This window comes from Ruegeria sp. BC1, from assembly GCF_056539305.1.
Genome location: NZ_JBQFUT010000016.1, coordinates 1 through 22,227 on the forward strand (window position 1 = coordinate 1; position 22,227 = coordinate 22,227).

At 52.9% G+C, this 22,227-nt stretch carries 19 protein-coding genes and 1 pseudogene; 16 read left to right on the forward strand and 4 right to left on the reverse strand.

Annotation, left to right across the window (positions count from 1 at the left end):
• The first annotated feature begins 348 nt into the window (after window positions 1-348).
• From ACR0IY_RS21370 to ACR0IY_RS21440, 15 genes and pseudogenes are all read left to right on the forward strand, one after another.
• Window positions 349-828: a RidA family protein gene (locus ACR0IY_RS21370; protein ID WP_480676957.1), complete on the forward strand. Its 480-nt coding sequence runs from the start codon at window positions 349-351 to the stop codon at window positions 826-828.
• A 162-nt stretch (window positions 829-990) separates the two neighbouring features.
• Window positions 991-2,082 carry an NADH:flavin oxidoreductase/NADH oxidase gene (locus tag ACR0IY_RS21375; protein WP_480676959.1) on the forward strand — a complete coding sequence of 364 codons (1,092 nt, stop codon included), beginning with the start codon at window positions 991-993 and terminating at the stop codon, window positions 2,080-2,082.
• Between the two features lie 198 nt (window positions 2,083-2,280).
• Window positions 2,281-3,291 (forward strand): TRAP transporter substrate-binding protein, encoded by a 1,011-nt coding sequence (locus ACR0IY_RS21380; RefSeq protein WP_480676961.1) that lies wholly within the window; start codon window positions 2,281-2,283, stop codon window positions 3,289-3,291.
• A gap of 80 nt (window positions 3,292-3,371) precedes the next feature.
• A complete protein-coding gene (locus tag ACR0IY_RS21385; RefSeq protein ID WP_480676962.1) occupies window positions 3,372-3,887 on the forward strand; it encodes a TRAP transporter small permease in 516 nt (171 codons plus the stop codon).
• A gap of 1 nt (window position 3,888) precedes the next feature.
• Window positions 3,889-5,193: a TRAP transporter large permease gene (locus tag ACR0IY_RS21390; protein ID WP_480676964.1), complete on the forward strand. Its 1,305-nt coding sequence runs from the start codon at window positions 3,889-3,891 to the stop codon at window positions 5,191-5,193.
• Between the two features lie 281 nt (window positions 5,194-5,474).
• On the forward strand, window positions 5,475-6,287 hold the full coding sequence (locus tag ACR0IY_RS21395; protein WP_480676966.1) for an IclR family transcriptional regulator: 813 nt from the start codon (window positions 5,475-5,477) through the stop codon (window positions 6,285-6,287).
• Between the two features lie 420 nt (window positions 6,288-6,707).
• Window positions 6,708-7,115 carry a universal stress protein gene (locus tag ACR0IY_RS21400; RefSeq protein WP_480676968.1) on the forward strand — a complete coding sequence of 136 codons (408 nt, stop codon included), beginning with the start codon at window positions 6,708-6,710 and terminating at the stop codon, window positions 7,113-7,115.
• An 830-nt stretch (window positions 7,116-7,945) separates the two neighbouring features.
• Entirely contained in the window at window positions 7,946-8,815 is an 870-nt protein-coding gene (locus ACR0IY_RS21405; protein ID WP_480676970.1) for a polysaccharide deacetylase family protein, read from the forward strand.
• 150 nt (window positions 8,816-8,965) lie between these two features.
• Window positions 8,966-9,505 carry a YbhB/YbcL family Raf kinase inhibitor-like protein gene (locus tag ACR0IY_RS21410; RefSeq protein WP_480676972.1) on the forward strand — a complete coding sequence of 180 codons (540 nt, stop codon included), beginning with the start codon at window positions 8,966-8,968 and terminating at the stop codon, window positions 9,503-9,505.
• Window positions 9,506-9,647: 142 nt separating this feature from the next.
• Window positions 9,648-12,040: pseudogene (locus ACR0IY_RS21415) on the forward strand (transketolase).
• 20 nt (window positions 12,041-12,060) lie between these two features.
• The gene (locus ACR0IY_RS21420; protein WP_480676974.1) at window positions 12,061-13,179 is read left to right on the forward strand and encodes an L-dopachrome tautomerase-related protein; all 1,119 of its coding nucleotides are present in this window, start codon (window positions 12,061-12,063) and stop codon (window positions 13,177-13,179) included.
• A gap of 66 nt (window positions 13,180-13,245) precedes the next feature.
• Window positions 13,246-14,241, forward strand: coding sequence for an NADPH:quinone reductase (locus tag ACR0IY_RS21425; RefSeq protein ID WP_480676976.1), 996 nt, complete (start codon window positions 13,246-13,248; stop codon window positions 14,239-14,241).
• A 63-nt stretch (window positions 14,242-14,304) separates the two neighbouring features.
• The gene (locus ACR0IY_RS21430) at window positions 14,305-15,213 is read left to right on the forward strand and encodes a LysR family transcriptional regulator (RefSeq protein ID WP_480676978.1); all 909 of its coding nucleotides are present in this window, start codon (window positions 14,305-14,307) and stop codon (window positions 15,211-15,213) included.
• 84 nt (window positions 15,214-15,297) lie between these two features.
• Window positions 15,298-16,305 (forward strand): zinc-binding alcohol dehydrogenase family protein, encoded by a 1,008-nt coding sequence (locus ACR0IY_RS21435; protein WP_480676980.1) that lies wholly within the window; start codon window positions 15,298-15,300, stop codon window positions 16,303-16,305.
• Between the two features lie 139 nt (window positions 16,306-16,444).
• Complete coding sequence (locus tag ACR0IY_RS21440; protein ID WP_480676982.1) at window positions 16,445-17,281, forward strand: glycine betaine ABC transporter substrate-binding protein; 837 nt, start codon at window positions 16,445-16,447, stop codon at window positions 17,279-17,281.
• 514 nt (window positions 17,282-17,795) lie between these two features.
• Here ACR0IY_RS21440 and ACR0IY_RS21445 read toward each other — a convergent pair.
• Window positions 17,796-18,731 carry a LysR family transcriptional regulator gene (locus ACR0IY_RS21445; RefSeq protein ID WP_480676984.1) on the reverse strand — a complete coding sequence of 312 codons (936 nt, stop codon included), beginning with the start codon at window positions 18,729-18,731 and terminating at the stop codon, window positions 17,796-17,798.
• A gap of 135 nt (window positions 18,732-18,866) precedes the next feature.
• On the opposite strand from ACR0IY_RS21445, the gene ACR0IY_RS21450 reads away from it, so the two are divergent.
• Window positions 18,867-19,985 carry an alkene reductase gene (locus ACR0IY_RS21450; RefSeq protein ID WP_480676986.1) on the forward strand — a complete coding sequence of 373 codons (1,119 nt, stop codon included), beginning with the start codon at window positions 18,867-18,869 and terminating at the stop codon, window positions 19,983-19,985.
• A 41-nt stretch (window positions 19,986-20,026) separates the two neighbouring features.
• Here the strand turns inward: ACR0IY_RS21450 and ACR0IY_RS21455 are convergent, their stop codons facing one another.
• The 3 genes from ACR0IY_RS21455 to ACR0IY_RS21465 form a co-directional block, all read right to left on the reverse strand.
• The gene (locus ACR0IY_RS21455; RefSeq protein ID WP_480676988.1) at window positions 20,027-20,587 is read right to left on the reverse strand and encodes a DsbA family protein; all 561 of its coding nucleotides are present in this window, start codon (window positions 20,585-20,587) and stop codon (window positions 20,027-20,029) included.
• Window positions 20,587-20,913, reverse strand: coding sequence for an NIPSNAP family protein (locus tag ACR0IY_RS21460; protein ID WP_480676990.1), 327 nt, complete (start codon window positions 20,911-20,913; stop codon window positions 20,587-20,589). Before ACR0IY_RS21460 ends, ACR0IY_RS21455 begins: the two co-directional genes overlap by 1 nt.
• A gap of 177 nt (window positions 20,914-21,090) precedes the next feature.
• Window positions 21,091-22,200, reverse strand: a complete 1,110-nt coding sequence (locus tag ACR0IY_RS21465; protein ID WP_480676992.1) for a substrate-binding domain-containing protein — start codon at window positions 22,198-22,200, stop codon at window positions 21,091-21,093.
• Between the last annotated feature and the right edge of the window lie 27 nt (window positions 22,201-22,227).

The following is a 22,227-nucleotide window of genomic DNA, read 5'->3' on the forward strand; positions in this document are numbered from 1 at the left end:
CGTCGGGCTTTCGACTATTTGCCGAGATCGCAAGATAAGTGTGTCCGGCAGGTCGCTGGCGCTGGCCGTTCTAAAAGTTTGCGACACATCCTACCGAAAGTCATTCACCCGCAGCATCCGACCTCGTCAACAGCCAAAAGTTTGCAACAGATCCCTCACATTCACGCGGAATAAACTGTCTTTTCATTGATTTGATGAGCAACCTCGTTGACTGGAAGCTTCACCTCTCCCCTTGCAACTTCATGATTTAATATTTCTATAATAGAAAATTTTTACCTGCCTTTTAACTTTTACATCTTGTTTTACTTTTTTCTTTCTTTTATTGAAATTTTTATAAGGGAGGAAAATATGCTTGATGACACAAAAACACCCGAAGAACGTCTTCTGGAGATGGGTTTGACGCTACCTTCGGTTCCTTCAGCAGTTGGTGACTACGAGCCGTGGACGGAAGCCAACGGCATCATCTACACCTCAGGTCAATTGCCGTGGATTGATGGAGATATGAAGTATTCCGGACGGGTCGGAGAGAAACTCACAACGGAAGATGGGTATCAGTCATTTCGAATTTCTGCGCTCAACGCGATCGCACAGCTAAAAGCTGCGGTTGGGGAGTTGAGCCGGATCAAGCGGATCATCCGCCTTGAGGGATCAATCCAAGCTTCGGCTGACTTCACGGAACAACCCCAAGCTTTGAACGGCGCATCTCACCTCATTAACGAAGTGTTTGGATCAAAGGGTCGACATTCTCGAATGATCTATTCGGATCCGGGAATGTGCCTGGATTGTGCAACTCTCGTTGTTCTGTGGGCTCAAGTGGAAGACCGCTAACCACTCATTGAGAACCTCCCGGGAGGCCTCTGATACATCCCGCACGTTATGCGTGAGGGCTGCATCGGAGGCCAACCGTGGGAGCGTTCGCACATGCGAACGGAGTATCGAAGAACCTGACTTTGGGGAGATCGAAACCAGATAATGGTTTCGAAACGGATCATGGCACCTTTGTTATTCGAACCATTGGAGTTGCGTGGGCTTACTCTGCCTAATCGCGTGGTCTTGCCGCCAATGACGCAGTTCAGCGCGGTCGACGGTGTTGCTGGTGACTGGCATTTAATGCACTTAGGTCAGTTTGCCGTGTCTGGTGTCGGGTTCGTTTTTACCGAAAGCACCTATGTCGAGCCTCATGCTCGCAACAATCCCGCGTGTTTAGCCCTTTTCTCGGATGATCAAGTTCGTGGATTGGGTCGAGTTGTCGATTTCATTCACTCGAATACGGACGCAAGTTTTTGCGTGCAATTGTGCCATGCAGGGCGAAAGGCGGGTCATAAACCACTATGGGAGGGTGCCGGTCCACTTGAATCAGCGCAACGATCCGAAACCTTTGCTCCATCGCCTCTTCCAGCTCGAGACGGCTTCCCCATTCCGACTGAACTATCAGCCTCTCAAATCACTGACATCATCGAGAGTTTCGTGGATTCTGCGAAACATGCCAATGCCGCCGGTGCAGACGCCATCGAGCTCCATGCCGCGCACGGGTATCTCATCCATCAGTTTTTGTCTCCGATCTCCAACATTAGGCAAGATAAGTATGGTGGAAGCCTCCAAAATCGAATGCGGTTTGGTCTCGAGCTCTTTGAAGCGGTTCGCGCTGAATGGCCTGACGAAAAACCCATGGGCATCCGCATTTCGGCAACCGATTGGGTCGACGGAGGCTGGAACATCGCAAGCTCCATTGCGTTTTCAAAGGCACTTGATGCTCTGGGTTGCGATCATATCCATGTATCCAGTGGCGGAGTAAGCCCGCTTCAAGAAATCAACGCTGGACCAGGTTACCAAGCCAAGTTTGCAGAAGCGATCAAACAGCAGGTGACGGCGAAAGTTATTGCCGTGGGCCATATAACTAACGGCTCTCAGGCAGAAACGCTATTGAGAATTGGTGCCGCAGACTTGGTCGCCATCGGCCGCCGCCATTTATTCGACCCAAGATGGACTTGGCGCGCTGCGGAGGAGCTTGGGGTCTCCCTGACTTACCCGAAGCAATATGAGCGTGCTCACCCCACCCTTAAGACCAATGCACCTCCTTAGGTAATCGCTCGGAAGCAACCAATCCTACGGGCCGAAGGACGAAGTTCACCAGTCATCAATCAGCGAAACAAAGAGGAGCAAACAACGAAAACACTCGGTCGTTCAGAAAGAGCGACTTCAATCTCAACAATATCAGAGCGTGTCCATCGTGAGGAGACTTGGGCGCTTATAGCTCTGCCAACAAAAGGGGGGTCCAAATTGATCTCAGCAAAGAAAATACTCACGGCCGTCAGCGTAGCAATTGCAACTTCAGCCAGCTCCGTTTTCGCAGCTGACTACAACCTAACTTTTCACGCGGCGTTCGGTGAAGCTGGCCTGAATGAATCTGCACGCGTCTGGATGGACGAGGTGGAGAAAAGAACAGATGGGCGCGTGAAGTTCAATCGCATCTTCGGCGGTGCCTTGGGCAAATTTTCGGGTCAGCCGACGGGGTTGAAAGCTCGTTCCTTCGATGTGGGGCAAGTTTCGGCAGTCTACAACCCAGGACTCTACCCTCGAGCGACCGTAGGTATTCTGCCGTTCATCTCTGACAATGTTCTCACCCACAATCGGGTCATGGATGAACTCTATCGATCTGAGGAATTCCAGAGTGAATTTGATGCGCTGAACCAAAAGTTCATGTTCAACGGAACTTGGATCTGGATGCAAATGATGTCCTATGACGAAGTCCGGACCATGGAAGATCTGGCCGAGATCAAAATCCGAGCCCATGGGGGGTCTGCGGATGCTCTAACGGCAGCTGGTATCACATCCTACGCAATCCCGTTCGGCGAGCTTCCCGCCGCAGCTGAAAAAAAAGTGGTTGAAGCTGTCACTATGGGTGGGCCATCGGATATGGTCGACTTCGGTTTTGGCGACATCTTCCCATATTGGTACGAAGGCCTCGATTGGTACTACATGCCGATGACTTTGGTTTTCAACCAAGATGCCTGGGACGAGCTACCTGCAGATATTCAAGCGATCATCGAAGAATTAAACACGGAGATGGTCGAACGTTCAATGGAACTGATGATGGTGCAGCAGGAAACTGCGGCAGAAACCCTGACGAAGGACCTCGGAGTGACCGTCGTCAAGTTCGATGATGCCGAACAACTAAAAGCCGCAGGGGAAGCCTCCTGGTCTGTATGGATTGATGGCATGAACGATGCTGGTGTCGATGGTCAGGGCCTGCTGGACCGGTACCAACAACTTGTAGGCAGCGACCACTGATTTGTTCCTCCGATTGGCGGCCTGCTGGTTTGGGCAGGTCGCCACTTATTGTCCAACTTACCAGAATGGAGGGCATCGCTTTGCTAGTTATCCAACGCCAGTTTGAGAATGTTCTGAGTTACGTGTCAGCCGCAGCTGTCGCTGTGATGATGGTAATCACCGTTATCGATGTCCTGGTGCGTTACCTCACGCCGTGGAATGTCCCCGGTTCTTATTCGTTCGTGAGCCTTGCCTTTGTTTTTGTGATCTATCTTGGCCTCGCACTTGCTCAACGCGAAAACGCGCATATCGCGATCGACATGCTTTACGCGCGTCTGCCCCGCACACTTAGGAAACTGATACAGAGTCTTCAGTTGCACGTTTTGTTTTCTTTCTTTGCAGCTTTGACCTGGTTCACCGGCGTTTCGGCTTGGGAAAACTATGCAATGGGAGACACAATACTGGGCGCCATCGCAGTTCTCACCTGGCCTGCACGCATCATGATCCCCATCGGATTGTTTTTCCTATCAGCCCGCCTCCTTAACCAGTTGGTGATGTTGGTTTTTTGGAATTCACTAATTGAAGAGCGCCATGAGGCGCAGATCGAAGAGGTCTGATATGGATGCCGCCATCCCCCTTTTTGTAGTTTCGGGAGCGGGTTTGCTATTGGCCTTGCGAATGCCCGTAGGGTTTTCGTTGTTGCTCATGGGCGCGATTGGTTTTGCCATGACCCGAGGACTGGAATCAGCACTCAAAACATTGGGCGCTCGGTTATTTGATATCGGCTCGGGATATTCCTTAAGTGCCGTCCCGCTCTTCTTGCTGATGGGGCATATGGCAATCGCGTCCGGTGTTACGGATGACATGTTCAAAGCAGCACGCGCGATCGTCGGGCACATTCGCGGGAGTCTTGTTCTTGCGACAACGGTTGCAGCGGTCGGATTTGCGGCCTGTTCCGGCTCAACAACATCGACAACAGCAATTTTCGGCAAGGTAGCACTTCCCGAAATGATGAATGCTGGAATTGATCGTCGCCTTGCCGCCGGCTGCATCGCAACGGTTGGCACTCTAGCGGGCATGATACCACCCAGTGTCGTGCTCATCGTTTTTGGCATTATTGCTCAAGAGTCGATCCCTAGGTTATTCATTGCCGGGATTGTACCAGGGTTGCTAACCGCTTTCGCTTTCGGCGTGATGATCTACTTGAGGGTCCTTAGAAATCCTGAATTGGCACCACCTCTTCCAAAAGCAACTACAGCAGAAAAAATTGACGCCGTTAGGAGCATTTGGGCTGCGGTACTTCTTGCGCTTCTTGTCATCGGAGGAATTTATGCTGGGATCTTCACGCCGACTGAAGCTGGGGCAATGGGAGCAGCTGGTGCCTTTTTGATAGCTTTGTTTCGTCGGCGCCTCTCGTTCAAGGTGTTGGGAAACGTTTTCCTGGAGACCGCAAAAACAACATCGGTGATTTTTATCATCATGGTCGGCGCGTTGATCTTCACCTCTTTTCTAGCGGTCAGTGGAACATCCGCAGCGATCACAGAAACAATTGTTGGCTTAGATGTTCACCCGCAGGTCCTGATGATCATGTACTTGGTCTTGATGCTGATCCTCGGTTTGTTCATAGACCCGATTTCAGTGATGTTCCTCACAGTGCCAATCTTTCTGCCAGCGTTAACTGCACTCGGATTTGACGCGATTTGGATTGGTGTTTTGGTCACAAAGGCACTGGAAATCGGGCTCATCACCCCACCTGTTGGACTTAACGCGTTTGTTCTAAAAAGTGTCGCGCCGAACTTCAGTTTTGGAGAGATTTACCGAGGGATCTGGTGGTTCCTTCAGGTCGAAGTCATCGTTCTTGCGATAATCTTTGCGATACCTGCGCTGTCATTGTTCTTGCCAAATCTGATGTATGGTGGCTGACATTGAAGGAGCGCGACCTATGGCGCTCCTTCTTTCACAAGCCTCCCGATAGACAGACCAGCACAGAAAACTTCCACAAAAAAAGCCCGCGAGCGATCTGGGGAAAGGCAACCAAGCACACCGCTCGACTTTGATAAGGTCCCGAGACAGCAAGGCCCTGAACCTAGGAGGCTTTTGGGACAGCGCTTTCTGAACTATAACTCACCCAACCGAGCCGAGCTCAGTGCCAAAGATTGGTAATCTGAAGTACTGAACGAACACTGACAAGGATTCCAACACGCATGAGTAAGCGAGTCGCCAAATCTTTTCCCGCTCAATCGCTCGCGCGTGGGTTGGACGTATTTGAATTCATTGCTTTTAGCCAACGCGCAGTTCGCCTAAAAGACGTTTCAGAAGCGTTCGAGCTTGATATGGCCAGCGCCCACCGCATCCTGAAAACGCTTGAACAACTTGGTTATGTTTCGCGGCTCTCAATCGGGAAGGCGTATGGACCGGGCGATAAGGTGCAAGCGCTTGCTAGAAGCTTCTCGACAACGGATCGCATGGTGAAGTTGTTGCATCCCATCGTTGTCGAGCTTGCCGAAACCACTGGACGTATCGCACATACCGCCATTCGTCAGGACAACCATGCAATCCTTGCTGAAGTGGCGATCGGCTCGAACGCCAAAGTCACGATCAGACAAGCGCCAGGTGATGCTGACGAGCTCTTTTGCAGTGCGGTTGGTAAATCCTTACTCGCAAACGTTCCAAAATTTGAACAGAACGCGCTTCTAAAGTCGCTGAAATTCACCCCACACACCGAAAACACCATCACCACAATGTCAGCTCTTAAGCGCGAATTGGCGAATGTGAAAAAGACGGGAATTGCTTTCGATAACTGTGAGGGCGATCCGCAGATTTGTTGTATTGGTGCCCCGATCTTTGGCAAAGATGGCATGGCGCTGGCAGCCATCGGTATTTCGATGCTGTCCTCCTCGCTATCAGGGCTGGTTTTTGACGAGAAAGTCAGTATTGAACAGGTGAAAGAGGCATCAAAACGCGCCTCCGACTTGGTGCAAGCTCATTCAAAAGAACTATTCCTCCTAGCCGAATAAGCCGGTTTTGCACCTTTGCCACTCTCAATGGGAGCTGGTGGGTGCAGTTCGGCCGCCTTGCAGGTAAATGCTCCCCAAAATGGCTCTCAGCATTTTGGCACATGCAATCTACGCAACCCTGCTTATCGAAATCGGATGAAGTCAACTGGATAGACCCTGCTACGCAGCAACCAACTTGGATCAACAAAGGCGTCATTCGCCTCTCGCGCCACCAGCCTGCCTTTTAAAACCCGCCGCTGAACTTACAGAAGGGTGAGCGCGAGGAAAAGTAACTATCAATTATAGAAATTATATTACCGCCTCCTTGAATCATCCAGAAGGCAGAGCAGGCACAACAATCTGCGCAAAAACGTTTTTTATGGAGTCTGACGTTTCTTTGTGCGATGACATCGGCGTACATATTTTCATATGGAGCAATAAATGTACCGAAATATCCTTGTCCCTTTGTCTTTTGAGGCTGACCGAGACGCTGCTGAGGCAATAACGATCGCACGTGCACTTTGTGAAAGTGGTGGTTCGATAACGGTCTTACACGTTCTGGAGTACCTGCCTCAGTACGCCAGCGATTTACTGCCTGACGATCATCTTGAAACCGCTCGACATTCTGTAATCGAGAGTTTGTCACCCTTGGTTAAGGATATCGAGAATGCAAAAGTGGTCGTCGTAGAGGGACATCCCGCACGAGGCATCCTGGATTTTGCGCAATCAAACGACAAAGACTGTATTGTCATCGCCAGTCACAGACCTGGAATGAAGGATTTGCTGATTGGCACCACTGCAGCGCGCGTCGTTCGTCATGCTCAATGCGCCGTTCACGTTGTTCGCTAGAGTCAGGACCCGATGATCTCTGTTGGTCGGTGTGAGTCACGGTTCGAAAACGAGCGGTGACCATGATGGTTTCTTCTGGCTGAAGGACGCGCGGGTGGTGCGTCCGAAACTTGACTTTCCGAAGCCCCATGAGAAACCTCGCGTTGATGAGAGGCGTGTTCCGAGTGAAACTATCTTCCTCAATCGCCCTCGCCGCAACAGACATGTTCTAGCTATGAAACAAGAACGAACCGTGATTTTTTGTTTTGCTTCGCGATCTTACGCAATCTGGTCTAGGGTTAGGCATGAAAGTTCATAGGCCTAAGGCACTATATACCTCTTACTTGACGCAGTTTGCTTAGCCACAAAATCATTTGGGCCGGATTTTCTTCAAGTTAAACAACACGCCTCTGCAACCTGTCCGTCGTCAGAGTTTTGGACCCATCGGCTATGACGTGAGACACCGTTTCAGCTGTCGCACATGTCACGCCGGAGCTTCGCTGTTTGGAACCAGCCTTTCAGCCCAGAGTCTATTAGCGTTTGGCCCCCGACCACGTAAACGAGCAGGAGCTGGCCGTTCTCACAAGATAGCGTTGAAGTAACTCGTTTCACTATCGATCAGGTTTGTTCCGGGCGTTACTTGGGTGCCGCTCCCCAGCGGCAAGCGCAGTCGATATTTCTGTATAGCCATTCCCAACTGCTGTGATTTGCAGGTGCAGGTGCCCTTAACACCACCCGGATTTCGTTAACAAAGCCAAATAATGAATTCAGGCGTTTGGAATTGTTTGTCTGTGCTTGACCTCTAGTCTCTACCGGAAATTTCAAATCTATCCGAACACAGGAAGAGGGTTATGAAGGACGAACATCAAAATGGCACCGGATTCTGGCCAGATGGAGCGAGACTAGCCATCTCGATTTCGATGCAGTTTGAGGCCGGTGCACAGGGGGCAGATGCCGAGGGGCCATTTCCGCCGATGGAGGCAGGATTGGTGGATACTATCACACCCACGTGGTACGGGTATGGGATGAACGAGGGCATTCCCCGGCTGCTTGATCTATGGGATCGCCATGGGGTTAAAGTGACCTCTCATATGGTCGGGCAAGCGGTTGAACGTAGACCGGATCTGGCCAAAGAACTGGTGGCCCGGGGGCACGAAGCCGCAGCGCACGGGTACAACTGGACCCCTCAATTTGGGATGACACCCGACGAGGAGCGCGCCTCATATGAAAAGAACATTGAGGTTGTTGAGCGGATAACTGGTCAGCGCCCCATCGGCTTTAATGCTTTCTGGATGCGCCAGACACGCGCGACATTCGACATCCTGCAAGAACTGGGATTTCTGTACCACACAGACGATTTGTCCCGCGACGAACCTGCGTTGACCATGGTGCAGGACAAGCCACTTGTTGTAGTGCCATACACGCTGCGCTGCAACGACATCGGACGGTTTTCATCCCAGGCCATGACAGCATCAAACTTTGAACGAGAACTGAAAGACGAATTTGATGTTTTGTATGCCGAAGGAGCAGCGCGGCGGCGCATGATGTCCATCAGCACACATGATCGCATCGGTGGCGCCCCAGGGATTGTGGGTGCGCTGGATCGGTTCCTGAACTATGCCAAACAACATGAAGGCGTGGTTTTCATGCGCAAAGATGAAATAGCAAAATACACTTTAGAACAGGATGATGTTCCGGTGAACCCCCCGCGCATCTACTAGCTCTGGAGATAATTTCGCGGCCAAACAATTGGGCATCAAGAAGCTTTTTTGTTTGGCCTGATCAAAATCTGCATTTGAGAACCACATGATTTTTCGGAATCCATACGCGTTATGTCAGGGATCTCAATTCAACACAGGAAGACCGTCGCCATGCGCCTCAATATTCTGATCTCCGCCCTGACAATCACCCTTTCAACAGGCACCGCCCAAGCACAGGACACTTTTACTCTAACAAGCCCTGATTTACAGGCGGGTCAGACGATCCCCGCCGAGTATTATTGGAACAGTTTCGGCTGCACCGGGGAAAACACCCGCCCAGAGTTGGCCTGGACCGATGTGCCTGAAGGCACAAAAAGCTTTGCGGTCACTTTCTATGACAACGATGCCCCCACCGGCAGTGGTTTCTGGCACTGGAGCGCCTACAACATTCCCGCTGATGAAACCGGAATCAGCGCGAACCTCCCAGCGGCAACGGTTGAAAACAACACTGACCTCAACCAGCCCGGTTTCTTCGGCCCTTGTCCGCCAGTCGGGCGGACACATACTTATACCTACACCGTATATGCGCTCTCGACAGACCATCTTGATCTGCCTGAAAACGCCTCGGCTGCACTGGCCGGGTTTTTCTACAACAGCAATGCTATCGCTACCGCAACACTGGATGTGATCGCTGGCCCACGCGAGGAATAGCAGACACAATAGATCGGATCAGGGTCGACCGAGGCTCCTCGGTCGGCCTTTATTTGCCATTTCCAAAAATAGATTTCGCAGCTGATCTGATTATTTAGCCGAAACGAGCGCATAGGCTATCCCGACAAATGAGGAAAACCTGATGTCGGACCATCGCGCACGCTCCACCGTTCTTGAAGACCTCGAGAAGAAAGCACTCTGGCTATCGACATGGACGATACACCACGCCAACTCTATCCGCCCGAAATCAGATTTGCTCAAGGTGGGTGGTCATCAGGCGTCGTCGGCTTCGCTTTCGACCCTTATGGCGGTACTCTATGGCGCGGTGCTGCAGCCCGAGGACCGGGTCGCCGTCAAACCGCACGCTTCTCCGATCTTTCATGCCTGGCAGTACCTTCTCGGGCGGCAGACCGCGAAAACCTCGAATGCTTCCGTGGTTTCGGCGGCGCGCAATCTTACCCCTCTCGTACGAAGGATGCCGATGACGTGGACTTTTCCACAGGTTCGGTCGGCCTAGGAGGGGCGATGGCAGTGTTTTCCGCAATGGTGCAGGACTATATTGCCACCAAGGGTTGGGGCAAGCGGGGTCCCGGGCGCATGATCTCCATACTCGGCGATGCCGAATTGGACGAAGGCAACCTCTACGAGGCGCTGCTTGAGGGCAAGAAACACGATCTTCGCAATTGCTGGTGGTTCATCGACTACAATCGGCAAAGCCTTGATGCCGTCACGAAAGATGCGCAGAACGTGTTCTTTCGCGACGTTTTCTCTTCGATGGGCTGGGAGGTGGTCGAGCTCAAGTACGGATCGCTTCTAGAGGCAGCGTTCGCCGAACCTGGGGGTGAACAGTTGCGCGACTGGATAGATGGCTGTTCCAACCAGACCTATGCGGCGCTGACTTTTTCCGGCGGGGCCGCCTGGCGCGAACAACTGCTGAACGATCTCGGCGATCAAGGCGATGTAAGCCGCCTGATTGAGAGTCGCACGGATGTCGAACTGGCTAGGCTCATGACCAACCTGGGTGGTCACGACCAGCGCAGCTTGATGCAGACTATTGCTTCAATCGACCACGATCGCCCCGTTTGCTTCATCCTTTACGCAGTCAAGGGCTATGGTCTGCCTCTTGCGGGTCACAAGGATAACCACTCGGGCCAGATCAACAGCGCCCAGTTGGGAATCTTGCGTGATGCGCATCAAATTCGCACCGGCCATGAATGGGACCTTTTCGAGGGTCTACCCCGCCCCGCCGCCGAATACGCCGCATTCCTGAATCAGGTGCCCTTCATCGCGCAAGGTTGTCGGCGTTACACCGCCGCGCGTATCAATGTGCCGGATCTAACGCCTGTATTGGCAAAAGCCGCTCTGTCGACACAGGAAGGGTTCGGCAAGCTGCTGGACGATCTCTCGCGCGGCTCATCCCCTCTAACAGATCGCATTCTGACGATGGCACCGGATGTGGCAACCTCAACGGGGCTGGCTGGATGGGTGAACCGTAAGGGGGTTTTTGCCAAGACCCCGATTGCGGACGAGTTTCGGGATCGGGGCATTGCATCGATGCAGAAATGGGCTGCATCGCCTGAAGGCGCGCATATCGAGCTGGGCATTGCCGAGATGAATCTCTTTACCCTGCTCGGTGCAGCAGGACTGTCGCACGCGCTGTTCGGCGAGCGGCTTATTCCTATAGGAACGCTATATGACCCCTTCATCGAACGCGGCAAGGATGCGTTGAACTATGCCTGTTACCAGGATGCCCGATTCATCGTGGCCGCGACGCCATCCGGCATCACCCTAGCGCCCGAGGGCGGCGCGCATCAATCCATCGGAACACCGCTGATCGGCATATCGCAAGATGGCCTGGCCAGTTTCGAACCTGCCTTCGTGGACGAGCTTAGATGCATTCTTGAATGGTCATTCGACTATTTGCAGCGTGATGGAGAAGAGGCCCTCGAACCCAGCGACTGGCTGCGCGATGAGACCGGCGGATCGGTCTATCTGCGCCTGTCCACCCACAAGCTGGAACAGCCGACACGCACATTGGATGACAGGCTTAGGCGCGACATCGTCAATGGCGGTTACTGGCTGCGCAAGCCGGGTCCGGGTTGCGGCCTCGTGATCGCCTATACCGGTGTGGTAGCAGCCGAAGCGATTGCTGCTGCCGGGCGAATTGGACAGGATCAGCGCGACATCGGGGTCCTGGCTATCACATCGGCGGACCGGCTTAACGCGGGGTGGCACGCCGCTGATCGAGCTCGCGCCCTGGGGCATCCGAATGCGCAATCCCATATCGAAATACTGTTGTCCGAGGTCAGCAGAGATGCAGCCATCGTCACGGTCACGGATGGACATCCCCTCGCCTTGTCCTGGCTTGGGTCGGTCTTGGGCCAGCGGGTTCGCCCTCTTGGAGTCGAGCATTTTGGGCAGAGCGGATCAATTGCAGATCTGTACCGCGCTCACCGCATCGACGCCGATGCGATCATGCGAGCGGCGGAACTAGCGCTCAACGGACGCCCGCTCCGGCTGGCCCGAATTAGCTGAATCCAAGAAGAGAAGATCCCATGAAACATCTTGTCACCTCGCTCCACATGAGTGCGGCCATCGCCTTTCCTGCCTGGAGCGAAACCCCGCAAACTGCTGAGATCGTTGCCGAACTCCCGCAATCTGTCGGCAATATCACATTCACGCCGTATAATCGGATCATCTATAGGCACCACCCGTTCTTTTCGCCTGAAATCCGGGTGGCCGAACTGGGCGAAGACGGCAAATCATTTGCCCCGTTTCCCAACACCGAATGGAACACACCACGGGATGGAACCGACCGCTACTTCGACAGCGTACTGGGTCTTCGCGGCGATGAAAACGGGATCGTCTGGATTCTCGACATGGGTCAGCGCACCGGGCTGACACCCAAGCTGGTCGGCTGGAACACCTGGGAGGATCGACTGGAACGGATCTATTACATTCCTGCCCCGGCCTCGCGCCCCGAAAGCCAGCACAACGATTTTGTCGTCAATCACAAGGATGGCGTGTTTGTCATCGCCGACGAAGGCATCGGGCCGGGCGGCGACGGATCGACGGCGGCATTGGTCATCGTCGACATGAAGACCGGCGCCACGCGGCGCGTTTTGCAAGGTCACGTGTCGACCTTGCCCGAGGATGTAGCGATCGTAATCGATGGCAAGCCGCTGACCGTCCCGAATGGCAATGGCGGGCAGGCCGTGATCAAGGTGGGTGCAGACGGTATCGCTGCGGATACGGAATTCGAATGGTTGTATTACGGTCCACTTAACGGCTCCGCCATCTATCGCATCCGTTTTGCCGATCTTCTGAATGAAACCCTGACTGAGACTGAGCTCGGCGCGCGGGTCGAACGCCATGCCGACAAGCCCAACAACGGTGGTCTGTCGATCGACCAGGCTGGAAACCTCTATCTGACCGAGGTGGAAACCAACGCTGTCGGGATCATCCCGGCAGACAGCCGGAAATACCGCCGCTACGCCGTGGCAGAGGATCTGTCCTGGCCCGATGGCGTAAGCTATGCGTTGGACGGCTACATGTATGTTTCTGCAGCCCAGATATCCAAAGCCGCTCTGTTCAACGATGGTGAGGCAAAGAACGAAGCGCCTTATCTGATCTACCGTTTCCGCCCTGAGGCACTAGGGCGTATCGGACACTGACACCTCTCCCCAATCTTGCCCGCGCGGATAACCGTGCGGACCCCTTTTTAGGAAGTAGACACACACATGAAATCCATATCCGCTATTGGCCAAGGAGCCGCGAAAGACAGTTTCCGCATCACAAACGGAGCCGTGCCTGAACCTGGGTCAGGCGAAGTACGCGTGCGTATTCACGCCAGCGGAATCAATCCGTCAGACTATAAGGTCCGCTCGGGCGCTCAGGGCCCGTTGCCTGATGGCGATGTGACCCCTCATTCAGATGGTGCTGGCACTATTGAGGCTGTGGGCAAGGGGATTTCCTCCGACCAAATCGGCCAGCGCGTCTGGCTGTTCAATGTGAATCGTACCGAAGACGGCCTAGCCCAAGGCAACAGGGGCACCGCCGCGGAGCAGATCGTGGTCAAAGCCGAACTTGCGGCCCTGCTGCCCGATGGTATCTCCTTCGAACAGGGTGCTTGTCTGGGCGTGCCTGCGATGACCGCTCATCGCGCTCTGATGGCGGACGGGTCGGTCAAAGGCCAGTGGGTTCTGGTCACTGGAGGGGCCGGTGCCGTTGGTCAATGCGCCATCGCCCTGGCGAAATGGGCCGGCGCACGGGTGATCACCACTGTCAGCGGCCCCGAAAAAGCAGAGATCGCACGCCAAGCCGGGGCAGACTACATCATCAATTACCGGGAAGAAAACCTTCCCGCTGCGGTCCTAACCATCACTGGCGGAAAGAGAATTGACCGGATTGTCGATGTGGCCTTATCCGATACGATGAAAGAGGCCCATCTCTACCTCAAACAGGGTGGTGTCATTGCGCATTATGCTACCAGTGATCCTGCCGCTCCCCTGCCCTATCGTTCCCTTCTGGTAACAAATGCGGTCGTCAGGTTCGTGTTTGTCTATGCAATCCCCGCCCAAGCGCAACAGGATGCGATTGAGGATATAAATGCATGTCTTCAGACTGGAGCACTAAAACTCAAGGTCGAGCGATCATTCCCTCTGGAGCAGATTGCGGCCGCGCATGAGTTCGCTGAACAGGGCGGCTTTGTCGGAAAAATCATTCTGACCGTTTGAGACCATGCCGCTACCGCAAAGAAAGCGATTGATTTTGCCTACTTTGTTTGGCTCACTCAAAGAATGACCTTTGACTTGAAATCGCTGGAACTTTTCGTCCGAGTGGCCGCTCTTGGAGCCCTCGGGCGAGCGGGTGAAGAGTTCCGGCTATCGCCAACGGCGACGACCCAGCGCATCCAGATGCTCGAAGCGGATCTGGGAACCAAGCTCCTCAACCGGACAACCCGCGCAGTGTCTCTTACGCCGGACGGAGAGCTATTTCTGGAACATGCGCAAAGGGTTCTCGATAGCGTCGAAGAAGCAAGAGCAGCGGTTTCCACTGTCAAAGGACAGGTTGCAGGTGAATTGCGCGTGACTACTTCGGCCTCTTTTGGGCGCTCACAGATTGTTCCACATATCGGCGAATTCCTTAAGCAATTTCCAGATGTCACTCTGAAGCTCGACCTAAATGATTCCATCATCGACATCGTGGAGCAAGGGTATGATCTGGCAATCCGGGTAGGGATGCTGAACTCATCAACGCTGTTGGCCCGCAAGCTTGCGCCCAATCCTCGGCTGCTTGTCGCCTCGCCGGATTATCTGGAGAAGTTCGGCGTTCCACAGCAACCCTCGGACCTGAAATCGCATCGCTGTATTGTGCTTGGCGAAACGCGAAACTGGGCACTCAAGGATGAGGCAGGGAACATTACAGAAGTACGTGTCGGCGGAAACTTCACCACAAACTTTGGCGAGGCAGTGACCGATACTACACTTCAGGGGATAGGGATCGGGCTTAAATCTGTCTGGGACATATCAGACCACCTAAAGACCCGGCGGCTGATACGTGTCTTGCCCAGTCATACCGTTTCACCAGAATGGCAGGTATGGGCAGTCCGCCCGGCCAGCCGGACCACTCCACCAAGAGTACAGGTATTTACCAGCTTTCTTGAGGAACGGTTTCGCAAAACCGGCCTTGGAACAATTGTTTCATAAACCCAAAATCTGACTTGGGCTCCTCCGAGATTATCCTTTGTTGAACGTTGCCTACATCCAAAACAGCAACGAAAAGGACACCAAATGAAAGCCGTCGGATTTACTCGCTCTCACCCTATCGATCACCCTGCTTCACTCAAAGAGTACCAAATACCCAAACCCGAACCACTTGATCACGATTTGATTGTGCGGATTAATGCAGTTTCCGCGAACCCCGCAGATGCCAAAATCCGCATTCGAACGGCGCAGGATCAAGACAGGGAAACCCCGCGGATCCTCGGATATGACGCAGTAGGAAACATTGAAGCAATGGGCTCGGCGGTAACAGGCTTTGCGCTTGGAGATCGCGTGTTTTACGCAGGAGATGTCACCCGCGATGGCTCCTATGCAGAGTATCAGGCAGTGGATGCCAGGATTGCCGCAAAAGCTCCGCAAACCCTGACAAATGCAGAGGCCGCAGCACTACCTCTAGTATCTTTGACGGCATATGAAGCTCTGTTTGATCGCATGAAGCTTTCAAAAGGTCAGAGCGGCTCGCTGCTGATCATCGGCGGAGCGGGAGGCGTTGGCTCAACCATGATCCAACTTGCAAGAACCCTGACGGATATGACGGTAATCGCAACGGCTTCACGCCCGGAAACCCGCGACTGGGTTCAGCGCATGGGCGCGGATCATGTAGCTGATCATCGCGATCTGGTGTCATCCGTGCGCGATCTTGGGTTCGAGAATGTAGATTACATTTTCAACGCGGCAAACACCAAAGGGCATTGGGATGCCATGGCGGACCTCATTGCGCCGCAGGGTACAATCGGTGCCATTGTTGAGTTTGATGGAGGTGTTGAGCTTTCAAAACTTCAGGGCAAGTCTGTGACTTTCGTATGGGAACTTATGTTCACGAGATCCTTGTTCAGCACGTCCGATTTGTCGCGCCAAGGAGAGATACTTTCTCAAATTGCGGACCTCGCTGATACAGGCAAGCTGCGGCCAACCGTTACACAGGAGTTTTCTGGGTTGAGCGCTGCAACTTTCAAGGCCGCGCATCAATCCATCGAAACGGGCGCTACAATCGGCAAGATCTCAATCATCTATTGATCTCGAAGGAAGAGGGCTCTGGCCTGCGTCATTCTTTGGCGCAGAAAAAGACTGTTTTCCGGAATTTCCGAATTGCTAATTGGCCATCGGCGCTTCACTTCGAACGCGTAGACTCTGGAATATTTGAGGGCCAAATCAAATGACTGAACCCTTAGTAGTTGGGCAAATCGCTCTAAGTTTTCACATCGCTACTTCCGCAGTAGTTTGCGAACTCCTTGAGCGGTTGGGGCACGATATCGTAATAAAGCAGGCCCCGCATGAAGAATTGTATGAAATGCTTGGGAAGGGAGAAATCGATCTCCTGATTTCTGCTTGGCTACCAGCGAGCCACGAGAAATATATCACACCTTTTGAGGATCAGCTTTCCAAGCATGCGGTCATATACAACCCTTATTGTATTTGGGGCATCTCTGAGCGCGCGCCCAGTCACATTCAGTCGGTGGTTGACCTTACAAAGCCTGAAGTCGCCAAGCTCTTTCGAAAACGCATTCAGGGCATCAATCCTGGAGCAGGGATAAGCCGTTTTTCTCGTCAGATGATTGACGAATACGAGTTGAAGCATCAGGGCTTTCACTTTGAAAACGGCTCGCTGGAAGACTGCGCATACGCCTATATTGACGCCGAAAAAGCGGGCGAGTTTGCGATTATTCCGCTTTGGCACCCGCAATGGCTTCACCAAAGTTATGCCCTTCGAGAGCTGGATGACCCCAAAGGGCTACTCGGAGGAGAGGACAGCGCCACACTCATACTTAGGAAGGATGCTCATCACAAGATCAGCACCGGCGGATTTAGACTGATTGACAATATGACAATTGGGAACACGGAAGTCTCCAAATTGGATCACAGCATAAGAAACGGAGATGCTTCGCCTCGAGACGTTGCTCGGGCTTGGATCGCCCAACACAATGAAAGTGTCTCTGATTGGATAGGCGAACCGGAAGCAGGTTATCCGAATTCTTCAGCGTCAGGTGAGTGAAGTTCACTCACCAACTTCTATCGGCAAAACGTCACTCTTTGGGGATTGGGTGCCATAAAGAAATGACAAGTTAGGATCTCCGCCCCTTCATGGAGTGGCGGGGGAGAGTTTGTAAGTTTAGGCTTTTCAAAGACAGAAGAACGGTCTTTCCGGATCGTCTTCATCAAACTGAGAGCAAATCTGCCTGAGTATTTCGCCGCTCGCCCCTCCGGCCATTGCCGGTACGGATCCAAGTGACAAGAGGGTGAAAAGAATGACGCTGAATTTTAGGGGTTTCAAGAGATTCTCCAATGAATTTAGGGGATTTCCATTCGCCTTTAGGCAGATTGAAGGTGACAGATTTACCTAGAGAGTGGAATTTCCGTTTTCGAAAGAGTCTTTTGAGGCCTTCCCTATTGTCAACATACGCACTGCTTCGGCGCGGCAGACCAGTGTTGGTTTCGATGCCATGAAGTTTCTCGATTGTGGCAACTTGCTAGGTCAAAGGAACGGAGCAATCCTGTGACAGGACCACTCAAGGATAATGGGGCTTGAGATCAAGCATCTCGAGGCAATTATCGAGTTCCTTTAGCTCCTTGACTAAGTGATCCGACAGGCGTCTTACCTTCGCTGGTTGACGCGCGATCGGTGGAAAAACCATTTGAAGGTCGATATTTGGAGGGCAGAAACTGCTAAGGAGCGGGAGAAGGCGGCTATTTCGGATGTCGTCAGCAACATCCCAGGCAGACTTTAATGCAATGCCTTTTCCCTCTGTGGCCCATCGGCGCAAAACCTCCCCATCGTTTGTGGCCCGCGAGCCAGACACGCGCACGTTTAGCGACTTAGAGTTTTCCACAAATGTCCAAGTGTCATTTTTTGCGCCAAGTGATGAAAGAAGCATGCAGTTGTGTTGCGCGAGATCTTTGGGATGGTTTGGCATGCCATTGAGTTCAACATAACTAGGTGAAGCAACTGGTATGCGCTTATTAGACGAGATCCTTCTTAGCTTTAGACTACTATCCATCAAAGCACCGTATCGGATAGCGATATCGATACCGCGCTCGGTGAGATCAGTGACCAAGTCCGTGCATACTAAATCTATCGACATCTCAGGATTCATCGTGAGGAACCTGTCGAGGGCCGGTGCAATGTAGTTCCTACCGAGGTCAACAGGTGCAGTGACTTTGACCTGTCCGGAAAGCTGTCGCCTCTCATGAGTGATCTTCTCGTCAAAATTTGCAAGATCATTCAGTATGTTGAGGGACACTTCCAAAAAGTCTTCGCCGGCCTGGGTCAAGTGCATCTGGCGGGTGGTTCTCCGAAAGAGTGTAGCGCCTACGGCAGTTTCCATTGCGGACAGACGTAGTGAAGCGGATCCCGGCGAAATTCCCAAATCTCCAGCGGCTGCGCTGAGTGACCCCAACTCTGCGATCCTTTTGAACAGTTTTAGGTCAGATATTTTTTCAATCATATTATTTGGCATTCCTAAAAGGTTTTATCTAAATCTAAGTATTAACAATTTTTCTTAAAAGAACAAATATCTGTTCTGAGTGTTGGTGCATCCGAAGTGTGCCTTTCAACTAAAGGCTAAAGAAGGACCCTTGATATGAACCACAATCTGTTTGAACCGCTGCAACTAGGTGGCCTAAATATCCCGAACCGGATCGCCGTCGCGCCGATGACACGTGCTCGCACCAGTCAGCCGGGAGATGTTCCAAATGCGATGATGGCGGATTACTACGCTCAACGCGCCAGCGCAGGGTTGATCATCTCCGAGGCCACTCAGATTTCGAGCCAGGGGCAAGGCTATTCTTTCACGCCTGGCATCTTCACAGGAGATCAGATCAAGGGCTGGAAGCTTATTACCGATGCAGTCCATGATGCCGGAGGGCGCATATTTCTGCAGCTTTGGCATGTCGGTCGAATGAGCCACGAGAGTTTCCACGAAGATGGCAAGCCGGTTGCCCCGTCCGCACTCTCCCCTGATGCACAGGTTTGGATTGTCGATCCTGCTACTGGTGAAGGCGGAATGGTGAACTGCCCTATTCCGCGCGCACTGTCTAAAGCCGAAATCCGAGGTGTCATTCAAGATTTCCGGAAGGGAGCAGCCAATGCAATGTCGGCCGGCTTTGACGGCGTAGAAATCCACGGGGCAAATGGTTATCTGATCGATGAGTTCCTGCGCCGATCCTCGAACCAACGCACTGATGAATATGGCGGGTCACAGGAAAACCGTATCCGCTTCCTCAACGAGGTTACCGAGGCTGTTGTGAATGAAATCGGGGCCGAGAAGACTGGCATCCGCCTGTCGCCTTACATCACACAGCGCAACATGGCCGACACTGAGATCATCGAAGTAATCTTGAAAGCTGCCAAATCTCTGGACGATCTCGGGATCGCCTATATTCACTTATCGGAGGCAGATTGGGACGACGCTCCAACTATACCAAGGAATTTCCGCCACGACCTTCGCGAGGCCTTTTCCGGGAAAATTATCGTTGCCGGAAAATACACACAGGAACGAGGTGAGCAGATTATATGCGAGGGGTTTGCCGACATCGTGGCCTATGGTCGTCCCTTTATTGCCAACCCAGACCTACCACGACGGTTCGCCGAAAACTTGCCTCTAGCTGAATTTGACCCAGATACGCTGTTTGGTGGAACCGAAGTGGGATACTCAAACTATCCACCCTATGTTTCGGCACCCTATATTGCAAGCAAGTAAACCGATGATATCGCTGACGGTTCGTTTAAACCGCCAGCCCATCATGCTTTGGTCAGTGCCGCCATCCAGTTCTCAATTGGGTCGCGGCTGCCGAGCCCGGGTTCGATGATACCGTTGACCATGAAGGTTGGTGACGCGTGAATGCCGTTTTGGCGCGCATACTTAACATGACGCTTGAGGTCACGATCCAGATCCTTTTGACCAAAGGCCTCTTTCACCGATACTCCACTCACAGTTTCTATCCGTTTTAGCAATGTGCTCGGTGTCACGTCCAAGTTAGGGCCAGAGCAATGATGCTCGAACTCAAACTGTTCGCGATGCTCAAAGATAGCCTCCATGACCGCCCAGGCATCTCTTTTACCACCCGGGCCTGTAGACGCCGCAAGAATCGCGCGACAAATAATACCTGAAAAAAGATGCCACGGTTGCGACTGCAGCCAGATCTTTAGGACATAGCCGTCCTCCCCAAGTTGCCGACGCAAAGCTGGAAGTTTTCCAAATGCCAAGGCAGAAAACGGGCAAGTCGGCTCGAGAAACACTTCGAAAAGCGCGCCATTCTGCCCCCATACCAACTCGGCAGTCTTAACGGTTTGACGCTTCATTATTCATCTCCTGGAATCCAGAATGCAGCCGGTTTTAGGAGCGTGTTGAGCTGTTCAATCTGATAGCCAAGCTCCGCGCCCGCCTCGCGATAAGCGAGCCAATCGGCATCCTGATAAAGCGCCTGTCGTCGCTTCTCGCGATCCGCCGCACTCTCATATTTCCAAATATGGACATAAGAATTCACATCACCTGTTTCGACTGCACCATAGAACAAAGGAGCGCCTAGGTGACGTTTTTGAGCCTCGAATCCCATTTCCGAATAGAGTGCCAATTGCTTTTGCAGTGTTCCCGGGCGAGTTCGGTACTTTCTAAGATCAAATAGCATAGGTTCTCCTTTGGCCGACCAATATCTCAAAGATGGCAGTTTTTAAGATCTCAGTTCGTTGACGGGAAGCTGCCGGATGCGGAGGGAGTCAGCCGCATCCGGCAGCCTGGGGATCGAATGCGGTGCAATCGATCCTGAAATGGCGCTCTCGAGCATCCAATCGAGAACGCCGAGGTGTTAATTCACGCCCCAGATATCACGGTAGATATCGCGGTAGCCATTACCAGGGTCGTAAGAAAGGTCAGCGCCACCATCTTCCATGATGTTGTTTGGCGTGAACAGGTGGACTGGGACTACATAGCCTGAGTGTTCTTCACCGGCGAGCGCCCTGTTCATTTCGTCAACGGCCTGCCATCCATGCAGGTTCAAAGGTTCGGCCACCGTTGCATACTGATAGAAGTTCTGTTGAATGCGCTGGAACGCCGCTTCAGAACCATCACCGGCCGAAATATTGCGGGGAAAGTCTTCTTGAGATTTGCCCGCCGAGATCAGCGCAGGCGCCATGAAATCATATGGCAAATCATTGATGGTCAGGGAATAATTCCACTCGTCACCGAAACGCTGCAGCAGTGCATTTGTCAACGGCGGCATACGGGTGCTGGCTTCCGCCAGAGGTGTATCTTCAACCGACAGAATCTTGCACCCTTCGCAAGCGTTAATCACCTCCGCAATTGCGTCAGATTTGGCAATAGCAATCTCGTAAACACTGTCCGTGAAGATCACCACGTTTGCCGTTCCATTACTATCAGCGACTGCCAGCGAGGCAGCTGCTCGCGAGATTTCAAGTGGGTCAGTAGTGATATTGGTGAAGATAGCGTGCTTGTCCGACGGACCGGTGGAGGCAGTGGAGTGCCATCCAACGACAACAATACCTGCTTCGTCAGCCTGGCGGATCGCTTCCGCTTGTTCATTGGCATCGACCGTACCCAAGATGATCCCGTCAGGTTGAAGCGCGATTGCCTGTTGCATCGCTGCGGACCGCCCCGAAACAGATCCTTGGCCGTCAATGATGCGCAGATTCCAACCGATCGCGTCGATCGCTTCCTTCACGCCTTCGCTTACGCCCAAAGCCCCGCCATTTCTTTGGTCGGCGGAAACGTAGACGATTGTCTTACCCGCTTGTGCTTCAGGCCCAGTCGTGGGTCCGGTCCAAGGTGCGTTGGGAGCTGACGCCGCCTCTACATATGCGATCGCGTCACTTACGGCATCTGCGTATGCGGCCTGCCCCCCAATAGCCGCCCCCGACATTAGTGCCACTGCAAGCGCAGTTTTCAGTCCAAAGTTCATTGCGTTTCCTCCTTGTTGAACACTTTG